Consider the following 15,360-nt stretch of genomic DNA (forward strand, 5'->3'; position numbering starts at 1 on the left):
AAAGACGATAGCATCGCCCGATGCACGCCAGTGGCTTCTGCCTGTTCGACACGCCGATCGGCCAGTGCGCCATCGCCTGGAGCGCGGCGGCCATCGTCGGCGTGCTGCTGCCCGAGGACGATCCGCAGCAGACCGCGCCCCGCATGCAGCGGCGCTTTCCGCAGGCGCGGCAGATTGCGCCGCCGCACTGGGTGGCGCAGGTGATCGAACGGACGCGGGCACTGCTGAATGGAGCAACCACGGACACGCTGGCCGACGTGCCGCTGGACATGGCGGGCGTGCCCGAGTTCAACCAGCGCGTCTACGCCATTGCCCGGGCCATCGCCCCCGGCCAGACCCTGAGCTACGGCGAGGTGGCCGCGATGCTGGGCGAACCGGGCGCGGCGCGGGCGGTCGGCCAGGCGCTGGGCCACAACCCGTTCGCGCCGATCGTGCCCTGCCACCGCGTGCTGGCCGCCGGCAAGCGCTCGGGCGGCTTTTCCGCCGGCGGCGGCGTCGCCACCAAGCTCAGGATGCTGCAGATCGAGAAGGCGCAGCTGGGCGACGGTCCCGGCCTGTTCGACTGAGCGCGCGCGTCAATCGTTCGCCGCGTACAGGCGCGCCGGGTTGGCCTGCAGGATCTCGCCAGCCTGCGCCTCACCGAGTGCAGCAGGCACCGGCCGCCAGGTGGCGGCGTACGCCGGCGGCGCTTCCTTCGCATCCGGACCGAGGAAGGCGGTGTGCGGCCAGTCCGAGCCCCAGACGCTGCGGCCGGGAAACAGCGCCGCCGCCTTGCGCAGCACCGCTTCGATGTCGCGGTAGGGCGCGGCCGACTGCAGCCGGTACCAGCCGGAGAGCTTGATCCAGCCGCCGGCCGCGGCCAGCCGCTGCAGCGCTTCCCAGTGCGGGCCGTCGGCCAGCAGCGCCGGCGTCAGGCCGCCCAGGTGGTCGAGCACCGGCGTGAAGCCGTGGCGCTCCTGCAGCAGCGCGATCTGCGCCAGCTGCTGCGGCCGCGCGTACCACTGCACATGCCAGCCGCGCTCGCGCAGCAGCGGCGCCAGCCGGTCCAGGCCATCGGCGTCGGAATTGCCCACCGGCGACACCAGGTTGAAGCGCAGGCCGCGCACGCCGGCCTCGTGCAGCGCGTCGAGCTCGCCGGCGCCGATCGCCGGGTCGACGACGGCCACGCCGCGGTGCCGGCCGCCGGACCCGCGCAGGGCCTGCAGCAGCACCGTGTTGTCGCTGCCGTAGACGCTCGGCTGCACCAGCACGAAGCGGTCGGCCAGCCCCACCGCGGCCGCCGCCAGCATCGCCAGCGTGCGCGTCGGCGGCAGGTAGTGGCCGGGCAGGGCCGGCGCCGCGGCGTCGAAGACGTGGACGTGGCAGTCCCAGCCGCCGGCCGCTGCGGCGCTCATTCGGCCTTGATGTTGCGTTCCCGCACGATGCCGGACCAGAGCTCGCGCTGGTCCTTCAGGAACTTCGCCGCAGCATCCGGCCCGCCGGTGAAGGCCTCGCCGCCCAGGGTGCGGATGCGCTCCTGCACCTCGGGCGCGGCCATCGCGCGCTGCACCGCCGCCACCAGCTGCCGGCGGGTGTCGGCGCTGATGCCCGCCGGGGCGAGCACCGGGTTCCACTCGTAGACCTCGTAGCCCTTCAGGCCCGCCTCTTCCATCGTCGGCACGTTCGGCAGCGCCGGCGAGCGCGTGCGGCTGGTCACTGCCATCGGCCGCAAGCGCTTGTTCTGGATCTGCGGCAGCGACGAGGCCAGGTTGGCGAAGAACAGCGGCACCTGGCCGCCCATCACGTCCGTCATCGCCGGGCCGCCGCCGCGGTACGGCACGTGCAGCAGGCTGACCTTGCCGATGTCCTCGAACAGCGCGCCGGCCAAGTGCTGCGCCGAACCGTTGCCCGACGAGGCGAAGGCCACCTTGCCGGGCGCGGCCCGAGCGGCGGCCAGCACGCCCTGCACGTCGGCCGGCGGGAATTGCGGATAGGCCACCAGCACGTTGGGGAACAGGGCCAGCACCGCGATCGGCGTGAAGGCCTTGGTCGGGTCGTAGCTCATGCGCGGGTACAGCGCGGGCGTGACAGCGAAGCTGGACGCGTCCAGCAGCAGCGTCGCGCCGTCCGGCGCCGCCTTCGCCACATAGGCGCCGGCGAGCTGGCCGGCGCCGCCGGGCTTGTTGTCGACCAGCACGGTCTGGCCCAGCGCCTCGGCCATGCGCGGCGCGATCAGCCGCGCCATCAGGTCGGCGCCGCCACCCACCGGATAGGACACGACCAGCACCACGGGCTTGCCGCCCGCGACCTCGGCAACGGCGGGCGATACGGCCGCTGCGAGCGCGGCAGCGGCCAGCGCAAAGGCGATCAGGGAACGGGCCATGGTGCTCCTTGGTTGGACGATGCCGCCGGATCGACGGGTCGTCGGACCTTGGCGCAAGCCGGACCGGCTGGCAATCGGTGAAAGCCCGTCAGCAGCCGATGCTGAGTGCCTGCAGCGGCTTGCCGGTGGCCTTGTCGTACACGACCAGGTTGACCTGGCGCGGATGGCCGGCCTCGCCGGGCACCGCACGCAGCACCAGCCGCGCCGCGCCCTGGTAGTCGCCGGCCGGCACGTACTGCCGCACCACGAAGTCATGCTGCAGGAATTCGCCGGCGTTCTCGCCGGCCCTGACCTTGCTGGCGTGGCCGTGTTCGGTGACGGTCCAGTAGGCGGACCAGCGGCCGGCCGGATCGAGCGGCGTGACGCTGGCTTCGAAGGCGTCGGAGGGGTTGCGCTGGATGGCGATGCGGGCCCCTGCGGGTTCGGCGGCTGCGTCGAGCCGCCGCGTGGCGTCGGGCCAGTCGCGCCCATTGCGCACCAGCTGCGGCGTGTAGATAGCCGACAGGCCGTTGAGGACGGCGATCTGTTTCTGCCTTGCGGTATGGGCCGGCGCCGCAAAGCGATCGATCCAGCCGAGCGAGTCCCAGTAGCCGACGTGGAACGCCTCGACCACGGCCTTGCCCTGGGCCGCACCGGCCTTGAGCGTGGACAGCCAGCGGTCGGCCGGCGGGCAGGAACTGCAGCCCTCCGAGGTGTAGAGCTCGATCACCGGCGTCAGCGTGGCGGCGGATTCGGCGCGGCAGGCCGGGCCGGCAGCGGTCGCGGCAGCGCCGACGGCCAGCAGGGCGGCAGCGACAAAGGCGCGAAGCGGAAGGTTCATGGGCGCGCTCCAGGAGTTCGATTCTCCTCCTGTACGCGCGCCGGGCGCGGCTGGATGCGGCGCGCCTCAGCTCAGGATGGTGCTGGAGCCCGGCACGCGGGCGTGCTGGTCGGCGCGGGCGTCCACGCGGCCCTCGATCTCGGCCAGCCGGGTGGCCAGCGTGCGGTTCATCAGTTCCAGCTGGGTGCGCAGTTCGCGCTGGCCGGCGACGACTGCCTTTTCCAGCTCGGTGGCCGTGATCGCCTCGCGCTGCTGGATCTCCTTCATCTGGGCGTCCAGGTGCAGGCGCAGGTCGGTGAAACGCGAAGCCTCGGCCTTGTCCGCCAGTTCGCGCTGGGCGTGCAGTTCCTTGGAATGCTGGCGCGTGTCCAGCAGGTTCACGGTCTGCATGTGGATGCTGCTGATCAGGAAGGCCACCAGCGTGACGGTCAGCACGGTCAGCAGGATCAGGCCGAGCGGCGCGTCCATCACGAACAGGCCGAAGCTCAGCGGCGTGGGACGCACGAATTCCGACCAGTTGAGGCCGGCGAAGCCCGCCACCAGCAGGATGGCGACGAGGAGGATGGTCAGGCGAGGGCGCATGTCTGTGCTCCTGTGGATGAGACAGCCCCATTGTGGAAACGCCGGCCCGTACCGGGCTGTCAGCGGACATGCCGAAGTGCTGTCCGCCCGCTGTGGCAAACTCGCGGCCCTTGCTCCCGGCCATCCTTCCAGAATGCAGAAAATCATCCAGCAGCTCGCCGCCGAACTCCGGGCCCAGGCGAACCAGGTGCAGACCGCCGTCGACCTGCTCGATGGCGGCGCCACCGTCCCCTTCATCGCCCGCTACCGCAAGGAGGCGACCGGCGGCCTGGACGACATCCAGCTGCGCGAGCTCGAACAGCGGCTGGGCTACCTGCGCGAACTCGAGGAGCGGCGCGGCGCGGTGCTCAAGAGCATCGGGGAGCAGGGCAAGCTGACGCCGTCGCTGCGGGCGGCGATCGAGGCGGCGCCCACCAAGCAGGAGCTGGAAGACCTGTACCTGCCGTACAAGCCGCGCCGCCGCACCAAGGGCCAGATCGCCCGGGAAGCGGGGATCGAGCCGCTGGCTGACCTGCTGTTCGCCGATCCCACGCGCGTTCCGGCCGACGAGGCGCAGGCCTTCGTGCAGGCGGAAAAAGGCGAGGGCGGCGAGGACTTCACCACCGTCCCCGCGGTGCTGGACGGGGTGCGCGACATCCTGTCCGAGCGCTGGGCCGAGCAGCCCACGCTGGTGCAGACGCTGCGCGAATGGCTGTGGCAGGAAGGCTTGTTCAAGAGCGCGCTGGCCGCCGGCAAGGACCAGAACCATCCCGACGTCGCCAAGTTCCGCGACTACTTCGGCTACGACGAGCCGATCGGCCGGGTGCCCTCGCACCGGGCGCTGGCGGTGTTCCGCGGCCGCCAGCTGGAGATCCTCGATGCCAAGCTGGTGCTGCCGGTCGAGCCGGAGCCGGGCAAGCCGTCGATCGCCGAAGGCAAGATCGCGCTGCACCTGGGCTGGAGCCACGCCGGCCGCGCCGCCGACGACCTGCTGCGCAAGTGCATGGCCTGGACCTGGCGCGTCAAGCTGTCGCTGTCCACCGAACGCGACCTGTTCGCCCGGCTGCGCGAGGACGCCGAGAAGGTGGCGATCAAGGTGTTCGCCGACAACCTGCGCGACCTGCTGCTGGCCGCGCCGGCCGGGCCGCGGGTGGTGATGGGGCTGGACCCGGGCATCCGCACCGGCGTCAAGGTGGCGGTGGTCGACGCCACCGGAAAATTGGTCGACACGTCGACCGTCTTTCCGCACGAGCCGCGGCGCGACTGGGAAGGCTCGCTGCACACGCTGGCCAAGCTGTGCGAGAAGCACGGCGTCAACCTGATCGCCATCGGCAACGGCACGGCCAGCCGGGAAACCGACAAGCTGGCGGGGGACCTGATGAAGCGCCTGTCCCTGACCGTTCGGGCTGAGCCTGTCGAAGCCGGCGTTTCGACAAGCTCAACGCGAACGGAGATTCAGCGCGTCGTGGTCAGCGAAGCCGGCGCCTCGGTCTATTCCGCCAGCGAGTTCGCATCCCAGGAAATGCCGGACGTCGACGTCAGCCTGCGCGGCGCGGCCAGCATCGCGCGCCGGCTGCAGGACCCGCTGGCGGAACTGGTGAAGATCGATCCCAAGTCGATCGGCGTCGGCCAGTACCAGCACGACGTCAACCAGGGCGAGCTGATGCGCTCGCTGGAGGCGGTGGTGGAAGACTGCGTCAACTCGGTCGGCGTCGACCTCAACACCGCCAGCGTGCCGCTGCTGTCGCGCGTGTCCGGCTTGTCGGGGACCGTCGCCAAGTCCGTGGTGCGCTGGCGCGAAGCCAACGGCGCCTTCCGCAGCCGCCAGCAGCTGCTGGAAGTCTCCGGCCTGGGCGCCAAGACCTTCGAGCTGAGCGCCGGCTTCCTGCGCATCCGCGGCGGCGAGAACCCGCTGGACATGACCGGCGTCCATCCGGAAACCTATCCGGTGGTGGAGAAGATGCTGGCGCAGGCCGGCAAGCCGGTCGCCGAGCTGATGGGCCGCGCCGAGATGCTCAAGACGCTGCGGCCCGAGCTGTTCGCCAACGACAAGTTCGGCGTGATCACGATCCGGGACATCCTGGCGGAGCTGGAAAAGCCGGGCCGCGACCCGCGTCCGGACTTCAAGGTGGCGCGTTTCAACGAGGGTGTGGAAGACATCGCCGACCTGCGCGAAGGCATGGTGCTGGAGGGCACGGTGAGCAACGTCGCCGCCTTCGGCGCCTTCATCGACCTGGGCGTGCACCAGGACGGCCTGGTCCACGTCAGCCAGCTGTCCCACAAGTTCGTCACCGATGCGCGCGAGATCGTCAAGACCGGCGACATCGTCAAGGTCAAGGTGATGGAAGTCGACGTGGCGAGAAAGCGGATCGGGCTGTCGATGAAGCTGGGCGACGCGCCCACTCGCCGCGACGCCCCCCGCGAGAACCGCTACGAAGGCGCGGGCCGGGGCCAGCGGCCGCCGCAAGGCCAGCGCGCGCCGGCCGCGCCGATGAACACCGCGATGGCCGGCGCCTTCGCCAAATTGCAGCGCAAGTAAGCCGATGCGGGCGCTGCGGATCTACGCCGGCCCCGCGGCCCGTGCCCATATCGAGCGCCAGGGCCTGCGGCCGCAGGACGTCGGCGTGGTGCCGGGCGCCGCGGGCGGTCCCAAGGGTTTGATCCTCGGGCCGCTGGACCGCTTCATCTTCGGCCAGTGGCTGGCGCAGTCGCAGCAACCGGTGCACCTGGTGGGCGCATCGATCGGCGCCTGGCGGATGGCGACGGCCTGCCTGGATGATCCGGTGGCGGCATTCGGGCGGCTGGAGCGCGACTACATCGCGCAGGACTACGAGCTCGAACCCGGCCGCAAGAACCCCACCGCCGCCCACGTCAGCGAGCGCTTCGGCCAGAGCCTGGAGTCGTTCTACGGCGGGCGGCTGGCCGAGGTGCTGCAGCACCCGCGCTACCGGCTGCACGTCGTCACCTCGCGCGGGCGCCACCTGCTGGGGCGCGAACACGCGTGGCGCACGCCGCTGGGCTACCTGGGCGCGTTCCTCGCCAACGGCGTGCACCGCAAGGCGATGGGCGGCTGGCTGGAGCGGGTGGTGTTTTCCAGCACCGGCGCCGACGGCCGCGCCGTGGCGCTGCCCTTCGCCAGCACCGACTACCGCACCCGCCAGGTGGCACTGAGCGCAGCCAACTTCAATCCGGCGCTGCAGGCCAGCTGCTCGATCCCGTTCGTGCTCAAGGCGATCCACGACATCCCCGGGGCGCCGCGCGGCGCCTACTGGGACGGCGGCATCACCGACTACCACCTGCACCTGAACTACAACGCCAGGCCGCAGGGGCTGGTGCTGTATCCGCACTTCCAGCAGGCCGTGGTGCCGGGCTGGCTGGACAAGGGCCTGAAGTGGCGGCACGGCGCGACGCATTTCCTGGACACCACCGTCTTGCTGGCGCCGGACCCGGCGTGGATCGCCGCCTTGCCCGGCGGCAAGCTGCCGGACCGCACCGACTTCACGCGCTACGGCACCAACCTGGCGGCGCGGATGAAGGCCTGGACTGCGGCGGCGTCCGCCAGCGAGCAGCTGGCCGACGAATTCGCGCAGTGGTGCGCGCTGGAGCCGGCGCAGCAGCTGGCGCGGATCGAGCCGCTGTGATCACATGGAGCTGGCGAGCAGTTCCTCGTATTCTTCCCGGCTGGCAATGCGCGGATTGGTCTTGTGGCAGTGGTCGGCCATCGCCCCGTCGATGATCTTGCCGAACCAGTCGCGCTGCACGCCCATCTCGGCCAGGCCGGACGGCAGACCCAGGCGCGCGCTCATGTCCTTGATCGCCGCCGGGATGTCGCCGGCCGACTGCAGGCCCATGGCCTGCGCCATCCGCTGGAGCCGGTTGTCCTTGCGCACCGAGTCCGCCTCGCCGTTGAAGGTCACCACCGCCGGCAGGAACATCGCGTTCAGCGTGCCGTGGTGCAGCCGCGGGTCCACCCCGCCCAGGCTGTGGCTGAGCGAATGGACCGCGCCCAGGCCCTTCTGGAACGCCATCGCGCCCTGCATCGAGGCGCTCATCAGGTTCAGGCGGGCTTCGCGGTCCTGCCCGTCGCGGGTCGCACGCTCGATGTGGCCCCAGCCGCGCCACAGGCCGTCCAGCGCGATGCCGTCGGCCGGCGGATTGAAGGCGGCGGACATGAAGGTCTCCATGCAGTGCGCGATGGCGTCCATGCCGGTCGCGGCCGTCAGCCTGGGCGGCAGGCCCAGCGTCAGTTCCGGATCGCAGATGGCAGTCTTGGGCACCAGGTGCCAGGAATGGAAGCCGAGCTTGCGGTGGTCGTCGACGATGATGATCGCGCCGCGCGCCACTTCGCTGCCGGTGCCGCTGGTGGTCGGCACCGCGATCAGCGGCGCCACCCTGTCGGTGATGCGGGGCGAGCCGCCCTCGATGGTGGCGTAGTGCGTCAGCGGACCTTCGTGGGTGGCGGCGATCGCCACGCCCTTGGCGCAATCGATCGCCGAACCGCCGCCGACCGCGATCAGCCCGTCGCAGCGGTTGGCCTGGTAGACCTCCACCGCCGCCCGCACCGCGGCTTCGGTGGGATTGGACGGCGTCTGGTCGAACACCGCCACCGGCAGTCCGGCCAGGGCGTCCAGCGCCTTCTGCAGCACGCCCGCGGCCTTCACGCCCGGGTCGGTGACCACCAGCGGCCGGGTGATGCCCACCCGCTCGCATTCCTGCTTGAGCAGCTTCACGGCGCCGTAGTCGAACTGGACCTGGGTGACGTAGTAGATGAAGGCCATGGCGGCTCCGGTACGATGGAAACCAGTCACTTTACTGCACCATGACCCAACAGGACTTCCGTTTTACCCACCGGCTGCGCGTGCGCTGGGCCGAGGTGGACATGCAGAAAATCGTCTTCAACGCGCATTACCTGATGTACTTCGACACCGCCATCGCGGACTACTGGCGCGCGCTGGCGATGCCGTACGAGGACGCGATGCTGCTGCTGGAAGGCGACATCTACCTGAAGAAGGCGACCGTCGAATTCAACGCGTCGGCCCGGATGGACGACCGGCTGGACGTCGCGATGAAGTGCGCGCGCATCGGCAATTCCTCCATGGGCTTCCAGGGCGCAATCTTTCGCGGCGACGAGCTGCTGGTCACCGGCGAGCTGGTCTACGTGTTCGCCGATCCGGCGACGCAGACCTCGCGCCCGGTGCCGGCGATGCTGCGCGAGATGCTGGAAGGCTTCGAGGCCGGGGAACCGCCGGTCCAGGTCCGCACCGGCGCCTGGGCGCAGCTGGGAGCGGACGCCACCCGGATCCGCACCGAGGTGTTCGTGCAGGAGCAGCGCATCCCCAAGGACCTGGAATGGGACGAAGCGGACGCCACGGCGCTGCATGCCGTCGCCTACAACCGCCTGGGCCAGGCCGTCGGCACGGGCCGCCTGCTGCCGTCGGAGGCCGGCAGCGCCAGGATCGGCCGGATGGCGGTGCACCGCGTGCTGCGCGGCTGCCGCCTCGGCGAGCAGTTGCTGGAAACGCTCATGGCTGCGGCCAGGGCCCGCGGCGACCGCGAGGTGCTGCTGCACGCGCAGCGCAGCGCGCAGAGTTTCTACGCCCGGCTCGGCTTCCAGCCGCGCGGCGAGGTGTTCGAGGAAGCGGGCATCGCGCACGTCGAGATGACGCGCGCGCTGGGCTGAGCGATGGCGCGCAAGAAACGCAATCCGGCTCAGGCCACGCCGGCCGCCGCCGCCCTTACTGCCGCAGCAGCGCCGGTGCGCGCGCCGGCCGCATCCGCCAGGCCGGCCGCCGCGGGCCTGCCCGCCGAGATCACCGGCGACGACTGGACGGTGGCCTTCCTGATGCTCGCGGTCTTCCTGGCGCCGGCGCTGGGCGTGCCCTACGAGGAAATGCTGCAGGACACGCTCAAGTCGATCGTGGTCTCGTTCGCCGCCCTGGCCGCGGCCCTGATGTTCTTCTGGCACCAGCGCCGGCGCAGCGAGCCGCTGCGCTGGCATGCCATCGTCTGGCTGCCGCTGATGCTGATGGCCTATGCGCTGGGCAGCATGGCCTGGTCGCACACCTACCTGGGCGCGGTGGAGGCGATCCGCTGGTTCATCTTCAGCGTGATCGTGTGGCTGGGCCTGAACACGCTGTCGCGCGAGCGGCTGCCCTGGCTGGGCTGGGGCGTGCACGGGGGCGCGGCAATCGCCGCGCTGTGGGCGGTGCTGCAGTTCCTGGTCGACTTCAGGCTGTTTCCGCAGGGGCCGAACCCGGCGTCGACCTTCGTCAACCGCAATTTCTTCGCCGAATTCGCGGTCTGCACCCTGCCGTTCTCGGCGCTGCTGCTGCTGCGCGCCCGCCAGACCAGCCAGATCGCGCTGCTGGCGATCACCAGCGGGCTGGTGCTGGTGGCGATCCTGATGACCGGCACCCGCAGCGCGCTGACCGCCATGTGGCTGCAGCTGCTGGTGGTCCTGCCGCTGATCGCGTGGCTGTACCGCAAGCAGCTGGCGATCGGGCAGTGGGACGCGCTGCGCCGGGTGCTGGCGGCCGGGCTGCTGCTGATCACGGTGCTGGCGCTGGGGTCCATTCCCACCGCCAACAACAGCATCAGGACCGAGGCGCGCGGCAACACCGGGCTGGAGCGCGGCTTCAAACGCACGGCGGCCATCTCGCCCAACGACGCCTCGATCGGCATCCGCATGGTGATGTGGAAGGCCACGGCCACCATGATCCGGGCCCGGCCGTTCAGCGGCGTCGGCGCCGGCGCCTGGGAAAGCGACATCCCGCTGTACCAGGCCACCGGCGAGCAGCTGGAGACGGACTTCTACGTCCACAACGAGTTCCTGCAGCTGTTGGCCGAATACGGCCTGGTCGGCTGGGCCTTCATGCTGTCGCTGTTCGCCTACCTGATCGCATCGGCCTGGCGCACGCTGCGCGACAAGACCGAGCAGGGGCTGGCGGAGGCGCCGCTGCGGGCGCTGGTGCTGTGCAGCCTGCTGGCGCTGATGATGGTGAGCAACATGGGCTTTCCGTGGCGCATGGCCTCCACCGGCGCGCTGTTCGCGGTCTGCCTGGCGGCGCTGGCGGCGTCCGACGCCCGGCTGGGGATCCGAGGCCGCTGGGCCGCCATGCCGCTGCGCTGGCGCCCGGCCTGGTCGCGCTCGGCGGCGCTGGCCAGCGTGGCCTGCATCGCCCTGGCGATCTACATCACGCAGCAGGCGGCGCTGGCGGAAAAGAAGATCGTCCGCGCCACCAAGCTGGCGCTGTCGATCAGCAGCACCGGCGACTACAACAACCCGAAATACAACCGCTACAAGAGCGAGCTGCTGGGCCTGATCCGGGAAGGCATCGCGATCAACCGGCACTACCGCAAGATCACGCCGCTGGTGGCCGACGAACTGGCGCGCTGGGGCGACTGGACCGACGCCATCTGGATCTGGGAATCGGTGCTGTCGTCACGCCCCTACATCGTGGCGATCATGACCAATATCGCCCGCGGCTACGCCTCCACCGGCAATCCCCAGCAGGCCCTGGTCTATCTCGAGCGCGCCGCCAGGCTGCAGCCGGACGCGCCGGCCGTGCGCTCGCTGGAGGTGATCCTGCTGAGCCGCAGCGGCAAGAACGACGAAGCGCTGGCGCTGGCGCGCAAGACGCTGGACCAGAACGTGGTGGACTACGACCTGCTGCGGGCGACGGTGGCGCTGGCCCGGCGCGCCGGCGACTATCCGCTGGCGGTGCGCGCCCTGCAGCTGATGGCGGAGCGCCTGCCGCAGGCGCGCTCGTCCGCCTACCTGGAACTGGGCAACCTGTATTACTCGCCGCAGCTGCACGACCCGGCCAGGGCGCTGGACGCCTTCCGCAGCGCGATCGAGATGACGCCGGCCGGTGCCCGCCCGGCGCTACAGACCGAAATTCCACAGGCCCTGTGGAACCAGCTGGGGCTGACGGGCAGCGCCCCGCCGGCGTCGACTCAGACGTCGGCCAGCAGCAAGTAGGGCAGAGGCAGCAGCCGCAGTTGCGGCCCGGCGCTGCTGCCGGCGCTCAGGCGGCCATCGGCGGCGGCCGCGACCTGCATCGAGACGATGGCATCCCAGCCGCCTGCCGGCGCGGCGGCGGCCTGGGCCACGGTGCCGCAAGGCTGCTCGGCGTCCGATGCATGGAACACCTCCTGCCCGGCGGACAGCTCGGCATCGCAGTGCGCCAGGAAGGCGCGGCGCTTGAGCGTGCCGCGGAACTGGCTGCGGGCCACCACTTCCTGGCCCGGGTAGCAGCCCTTCTTGAAGTTCACGCCGCCCACCGATTCGTAGTTGAGCATCTGCGGCACGAAGGCCTCGACGATCGGCGCGCTGATGGTGGCGACGCCGCTGCGCACCTCGCCCCACAGCCACAGGGCGTGGTCAAGCGCCGCGCCGCCCGGTGCGGGCTGGTCGGCCGGGGCGATCCAGAGCGCACGCCGCTGTCCGTCCGCGGGATACAGGCCGACGACCTGCGCCGGGCCGACGTCGGCCTTGCTCCAGGGCTCGCCCAGCGTGGCCGGCAGCCCCTCCAGCGCAGCGCCGGCCAGTCCGAACAGGGCGACGTCGGCGCTGGCGTCGGTCAGCTTGGCCTTGGCCCGCATCACGAACATGGACAGGCGCTTGAGCGTGGGCGCCAGGATGTCCCGGCTGCAGACCAGCAGGATCTCGCCGGGCGAACGCTGCAAGCCGATGAAGCTGGCCTGCATCCGGCCCTTGGCGGTGCAGAAGGCAGCCAGCCGCGCCTGCGCGGGGCCCAGCAGCACGAAGTCCTGGGTCAGCTGGCCCTGCAGGAACTTGGCGGCGTCCTCGCCCTGGACACGAATGACACCGAGGTGGGGCAGGGCGCAGGCGCCGTTCAGGGGATGGGTCATGGCTGAATTATCATCGTCGCTGCAATCACTCGACGACGTAAGGGCAGGATGCGACGGTTTCTGGGGACGGTGTTTCTGCTGGCCGCGCTGCTTGCCCTGGGCGCCGGCGGCTGGGCGCTGTGGTGGGTCTACCAGCCGATGCGGCTGCCGGGCGCCAGCGTGGACCTGTCGATCGAGCCGGGCACCCGTCCGCGCGCCGTCGCGCTGGCGGTCGCCAAGGCCGGCGTCGACGTCGAACCCGAGCTGCTCTATTGGTGGTTCCGCCTGTCCGGCAAGGGCAAGCTGATCAAGGCCGGCAACTACGAGCTGGCCAACGGCATCACGCCGCACCGCCTGCTGGCCAAGCTGACCCGCGGCGAGGAAGCACTGCGTGCCGTGACGCTGGTCGAAGGCTGGACCTTCCGCCAGTTCCGCGCCGCGCTGGCCAGGGAAGACCAGATGAAGCCGGACACCAGGGGACTGGCGGACGACGCCATCATGGCGATGGTCGGCAAGCCGGGCGTGCATCCGGAAGGGCGCTTCTACCCGGACACCTACACCTACTCCAAGGGCACCAGCGACGTTGCGGTGCTCAAGCGGGCCCTGCGGGCGATGGACAAGCACCTGGCCGCCGCCTGGGAGCAGCGCTCGCCGGCCACCGCGGTGAAGTCGCCGGACGAGGCGCTGATCCTGGCCAGCATCGTCGAGAAGGAAACCGGCAAGGCCGCCGACCGGCCCCATGTGGCCGCCGTGTTCAACAACCGGCTGCGGGTGGGCATGCCGCTGCAGACCGATCCGACCGTGATCTACGGCATGGGCAGTGCCTTCGGCGGCAACCTGCACAAGAAGGACCTGCAGGCCGACACGCCATGGAATACGTACACCCGGCCCGGGCTGCCGCCGACGCCGATCTCGATGCCGGGCAAGGCCGCACTGGAAGCAGCCGTGCATCCGGCCGACTCGAAGGCGCTGTATTTCGTCGCCCGCGGCGACGGCAGCAGCCAGTTCAGCGAGACGCTGGACGAGCACAACCGCGCCGTCAACAAGTTCCAGCGCGGCCAATGAGCGCCGCGCAGAACCGCTTCCAGCCAGCGAGGGCCCCCTCGGGGGGCAGCCCGGCCTTGACGGGCGTGGGGGTCCCATGACGGGCGGCGTGTTCATCAGCTTCGAGGGCATCGACGGTGCCGGCAAGTCCACCCACATCGCGCCGCTGGCCGAGCTGCTGCGCGCGCAGGGCCGCACGGTGGTGCTGACGCGCGAGCCGGGCGGCACGCCACTGGCGGAAAAGATCCGCGCGCTGGCGCTGAACGAGGCGATGGATCCGCTGGCCGAGGCCCTGCTGATGTTCGCGGCCCGGCGCGACCACCTGCAGCAGGTGATCGAGCCGGCCCTGGCCGCTGGCCACGTCGTCATGAGCGACCGCTTCACCGACGCCACCTTCGCCTACCAGGGCGGCGGCCGCGGCTTCGACCTGGCGGTGCTCGGGCAACTGGAGCAGCTGGTGCAGGCCTTGCCGCAGGGTGGGCTGCGGCAGCCGGACCTGACCCTGCTGTTCGAGCTGGCGCCGGAGGTGGCCGCGCAGCGGCTGGCCGGCGTGCGGGCGCCGGACAAGTTCGAATCCCAGCCGGTGGCGTTCTTCCGCAAGGTCGCCGCCGGCTACGACGCACGCGCCAGGCAGCAGCCGGCGCGCTTCGTGCGCATCGCCGCCGACCGGCCGCGCGACGCGGTCTGGGAGGACGTGCTGGCCGCGGTGCGGGGCAAGGGCTGGCTGCAATGAGCGCACCCTGGATCGCGGCGCAGTCGCAGGCCCTGCTGGCCCAGCGCGGCCACGCCTGGCTGCTGCAGGGACCTTCCGGCCTGGGGCAGTACAGCCTGGCGCTGGAACTGGCGCGGGCCTGGCTGTGCGACCGGCCGACGCCGCAGGGCGCCTGCCGCCAGTGCGGCAGCTGCCACGCGATCGACGTGCGCACCCATGCCGACCTGTGCGTGCTGATGCCCGAGGTGCAGATGCAGGAGCTGGGCTGGCCGCTGTCGGAGAAGGCCCAGTCCGACATCGACGACAAGAAGCGCAAGGCCAGCAAGGAGATCCGGGTCGACGCAATGCGCGACGCGGTGGAGTTTTCGCAGCGCACCAGCGCGCGCGGCCGCGGCAAGGCTGTGCTGGTGTATCCGGCCGAACGGATGAACCAGATCACGGCCAACGCGCTGCTCAAGACGCTGGAGGAGCCGCCCGGCGACGTGAAATTCGTGCTGGCCAGCGAGGCCGCCCACCAGTTGCTGCCGACCATCCGCAGCCGTTGCATCGCCCACACCATGGCGTGGCCGGACGAGGCGACCAGCCTGGGGTGGCTCCAGGCCCAGGGCGTGTCCGCCGCCGAAGCGCCGCAGCTGCTGCGCGCCGCCGGCGGCCGGCCGGAGGACGCGGCGCAGTTCGCCCAGGCCGGGCGCAGCGGCAAGTCCTGGGCCTTGCTGCCCAATGCGGTGGCGCGCGGCGACGTCGGCGCCGTGGCCGGCTTCAGTCCGGCGCAGGCGGTCGATGCGTTGCAGAAACTGTGTCACGACCTGCTGTCGCTGCAGGCCGGCGCCGAGCCGCGTTTCTTTGCCGCCACGGACCTGCCGCCAGCGGCGCCGGTGGCCGCGCTCACTGGGTGGTGGCGCGACCTGGCAGGGACCGCGCGCACCGTCGAACACCCGTTCAATGCAGGCCTGATGCTGGAAGCGCTTGTAAGCCAGGCCCATAACGCCCTAAACTCGCGCTAGCCCG

At 71.0% G+C, this 15,360-nt stretch carries 14 protein-coding genes; 8 read left to right on the plus strand and 6 right to left on the minus strand.

Annotated features, from left to right (window positions below):
* The first annotated feature begins 20 nt into the window (after positions 1 to 20).
* On the plus strand, positions 21 to 566 hold the full coding sequence (locus tag ACFPOE_RS20235) for a methylated-DNA--[protein]-cysteine S-methyltransferase (protein ID WP_376852130.1): 546 nt from the start codon (positions 21 to 23) through the stop codon (positions 564 to 566).
* A gap of 9 nt (positions 567 to 575) precedes the next feature.
* Here the strand turns inward: ACFPOE_RS20235 and ACFPOE_RS20240 are convergent, their stop codons facing one another.
* The 4 genes from ACFPOE_RS20240 to ACFPOE_RS20255 all read right to left on the minus strand — a co-directional run bounded on the left by ACFPOE_RS20240 (position 576) and on the right by ACFPOE_RS20255 (position 3,764).
* A complete protein-coding gene (locus ACFPOE_RS20240) occupies positions 576 to 1,394 on the minus strand; it encodes an amidohydrolase family protein (protein WP_376852131.1) in 819 nt (272 codons plus the stop codon).
* Positions 1,391 to 2,362 (minus strand): tripartite tricarboxylate transporter substrate binding protein, encoded by a 972-nt coding sequence (locus ACFPOE_RS20245; RefSeq protein ID WP_376852132.1) that lies wholly within the window; start codon positions 2,360 to 2,362, stop codon positions 1,391 to 1,393. The genes ACFPOE_RS20240 and ACFPOE_RS20245 overlap by 4 nt, the downstream gene beginning before the upstream one ends.
* Before the next feature lie 88 nt (positions 2,363 to 2,450).
* Complete coding sequence (locus ACFPOE_RS20250) at positions 2,451 to 3,182, minus strand: DUF1223 domain-containing protein (RefSeq protein ID WP_376852133.1); 732 nt, start codon at positions 3,180 to 3,182, stop codon at positions 2,451 to 2,453.
* A gap of 66 nt (positions 3,183 to 3,248) precedes the next feature.
* Positions 3,249 to 3,764: a hypothetical protein gene (locus ACFPOE_RS20255; RefSeq protein ID WP_376852134.1), complete on the minus strand. Its 516-nt coding sequence runs from the start codon at positions 3,762 to 3,764 to the stop codon at positions 3,249 to 3,251.
* 133 nt (positions 3,765 to 3,897) lie between these two features.
* Between ACFPOE_RS20255 and ACFPOE_RS20260 the strand changes: the two genes are divergently transcribed.
* Both ACFPOE_RS20260 and ACFPOE_RS20265 read left to right on the plus strand, forming a co-directional pair.
* Entirely contained in the window at positions 3,898 to 6,282 is a 2,385-nt protein-coding gene (locus ACFPOE_RS20260; protein WP_376852135.1) for a Tex family protein, read from the plus strand.
* Between the two features lie 4 nt (positions 6,283 to 6,286).
* Positions 6,287 to 7,384 carry a phospholipase gene (locus tag ACFPOE_RS20265; protein WP_376852136.1) on the plus strand — a complete coding sequence of 366 codons (1,098 nt, stop codon included), beginning with the start codon at positions 6,287 to 6,289 and terminating at the stop codon, positions 7,382 to 7,384.
* Here ACFPOE_RS20265 and ACFPOE_RS20270 read toward each other — a convergent pair whose 3' ends face one another.
* On the minus strand, positions 7,385 to 8,521 hold the full coding sequence (locus tag ACFPOE_RS20270; protein WP_376852137.1) for an iron-containing alcohol dehydrogenase: 1,137 nt from the start codon (positions 8,519 to 8,521) through the stop codon (positions 7,385 to 7,387). It abuts the gene before it with no gap.
* 41 nt (positions 8,522 to 8,562) lie between these two features.
* Between ACFPOE_RS20270 and ACFPOE_RS20275 the strand changes: the two genes are divergently transcribed.
* Together ACFPOE_RS20275 and ACFPOE_RS20280 are read left to right on the plus strand one after the other, a co-directional pair.
* On the plus strand, positions 8,563 to 9,423 hold the full coding sequence (locus ACFPOE_RS20275) for a YbgC/FadM family acyl-CoA thioesterase (RefSeq protein ID WP_376852138.1): 861 nt from the start codon (positions 8,563 to 8,565) through the stop codon (positions 9,421 to 9,423).
* 3 nt (positions 9,424 to 9,426) lie between these two features.
* A complete protein-coding gene (locus ACFPOE_RS20280) occupies positions 9,427 to 11,724 on the plus strand; it encodes an O-antigen ligase family protein (protein ID WP_376852139.1) in 2,298 nt (765 codons plus the stop codon).
* Here the strand turns inward: ACFPOE_RS20280 and ygfZ are convergent.
* Entirely contained in the window at positions 11,700 to 12,617 is a 918-nt protein-coding gene (gene ygfZ / locus ACFPOE_RS20285) for a CAF17-like 4Fe-4S cluster assembly/insertion protein YgfZ (RefSeq protein ID WP_376852140.1), read from the minus strand. The genes ACFPOE_RS20280 and ygfZ overlap by 25 nt on opposite strands.
* A gap of 48 nt (positions 12,618 to 12,665) precedes the next feature.
* Here ygfZ and mltG point away from each other — a divergent pair, with 48 nt between their 5' ends.
* The 3 genes from mltG to ACFPOE_RS20300 all read left to right on the plus strand — a co-directional run bounded on the left by mltG (position 12,666) and on the right by ACFPOE_RS20300 (position 15,356).
* On the plus strand, positions 12,666 to 13,661 hold the full coding sequence (gene mltG, locus ACFPOE_RS20290) for an endolytic transglycosylase MltG (RefSeq protein WP_376852141.1): 996 nt from the start codon (positions 12,666 to 12,668) through the stop codon (positions 13,659 to 13,661).
* Between the two features lie 76 nt (positions 13,662 to 13,737).
* Positions 13,738 to 14,373: a dTMP kinase gene (gene tmk, locus ACFPOE_RS20295; RefSeq protein ID WP_376852142.1), complete on the plus strand. Its 636-nt coding sequence runs from the start codon at positions 13,738 to 13,740 to the stop codon at positions 14,371 to 14,373.
* A complete protein-coding gene (locus ACFPOE_RS20300) occupies positions 14,370 to 15,356 on the plus strand; it encodes a DNA polymerase III subunit delta' (protein ID WP_376852143.1) in 987 nt (328 codons plus the stop codon). Before tmk ends, ACFPOE_RS20300 begins: the two co-directional genes overlap by 4 nt.
* The last annotated feature ends 4 nt before the right edge of the window (positions 15,357 to 15,360 follow it).

Origin of the sequence: Caenimonas terrae, from assembly GCF_042655405.1 — a bacterium.
GTDB classification, from domain to species: Bacteria; Pseudomonadota; Gammaproteobacteria; order Burkholderiales; family Burkholderiaceae_C; genus Ramlibacter; species Ramlibacter terrae_A.

Excerpts from the sequence above, each read along its gene's own strand:
- ACFPOE_RS20235 (WP_376852130.1), top strand. The coding sequence starts at position 21 with ATGCACGCCAGTGGCTTCTGCCTGTTCGACACGCCGATCGGCCAGTGC.
- ACFPOE_RS20240 (WP_376852131.1), bottom strand. The coding sequence starts at position 1,394 with ATGAGCGCCGCAGCGGCCGGCGGCTGGGACTGCCACGTCCACGTCTTC.
- ACFPOE_RS20245 (WP_376852132.1), bottom strand. The coding sequence starts at position 2,362 with ATGGCCCGTTCCCTGATCGCCTTTGCGCTGGCCGCTGCCGCGCTCGCA.
- ACFPOE_RS20250 (WP_376852133.1), bottom strand. The coding sequence starts at position 3,182 with ATGAACCTTCCGCTTCGCGCCTTTGTCGCTGCCGCCCTGCTGGCCGTC.
- ACFPOE_RS20255 (WP_376852134.1), bottom strand. The coding sequence starts at position 3,764 with ATGCGCCCTCGCCTGACCATCCTCCTCGTCGCCATCCTGCTGGTGGCG.
- ACFPOE_RS20260 (WP_376852135.1), top strand. The coding sequence starts at position 3,898 with ATGCAGAAAATCATCCAGCAGCTCGCCGCCGAACTCCGGGCCCAGGCG.
- ACFPOE_RS20265 (WP_376852136.1), top strand. The coding sequence starts at position 6,287 with ATGCGGGCGCTGCGGATCTACGCCGGCCCCGCGGCCCGTGCCCATATC.
- ACFPOE_RS20270 (WP_376852137.1), bottom strand. The coding sequence starts at position 8,521 with ATGGCCTTCATCTACTACGTCACCCAGGTCCAGTTCGACTACGGCGCC.
- ACFPOE_RS20275 (WP_376852138.1), top strand. The coding sequence starts at position 8,563 with ATGACCCAACAGGACTTCCGTTTTACCCACCGGCTGCGCGTGCGCTGG.
- ACFPOE_RS20280 (WP_376852139.1), top strand. The coding sequence starts at position 9,427 with ATGGCGCGCAAGAAACGCAATCCGGCTCAGGCCACGCCGGCCGCCGCC.
- ygfZ (WP_376852140.1), bottom strand. The coding sequence starts at position 12,617 with ATGACCCATCCCCTGAACGGCGCCTGCGCCCTGCCCCACCTCGGTGTC.
- mltG (WP_376852141.1), top strand. The coding sequence starts at position 12,666 with ATGCGACGGTTTCTGGGGACGGTGTTTCTGCTGGCCGCGCTGCTTGCC.
- tmk (WP_376852142.1), top strand. The coding sequence starts at position 13,738 with ATGACGGGCGGCGTGTTCATCAGCTTCGAGGGCATCGACGGTGCCGGC.
- ACFPOE_RS20300 (WP_376852143.1), top strand. The coding sequence starts at position 14,370 with ATGAGCGCACCCTGGATCGCGGCGCAGTCGCAGGCCCTGCTGGCCCAG.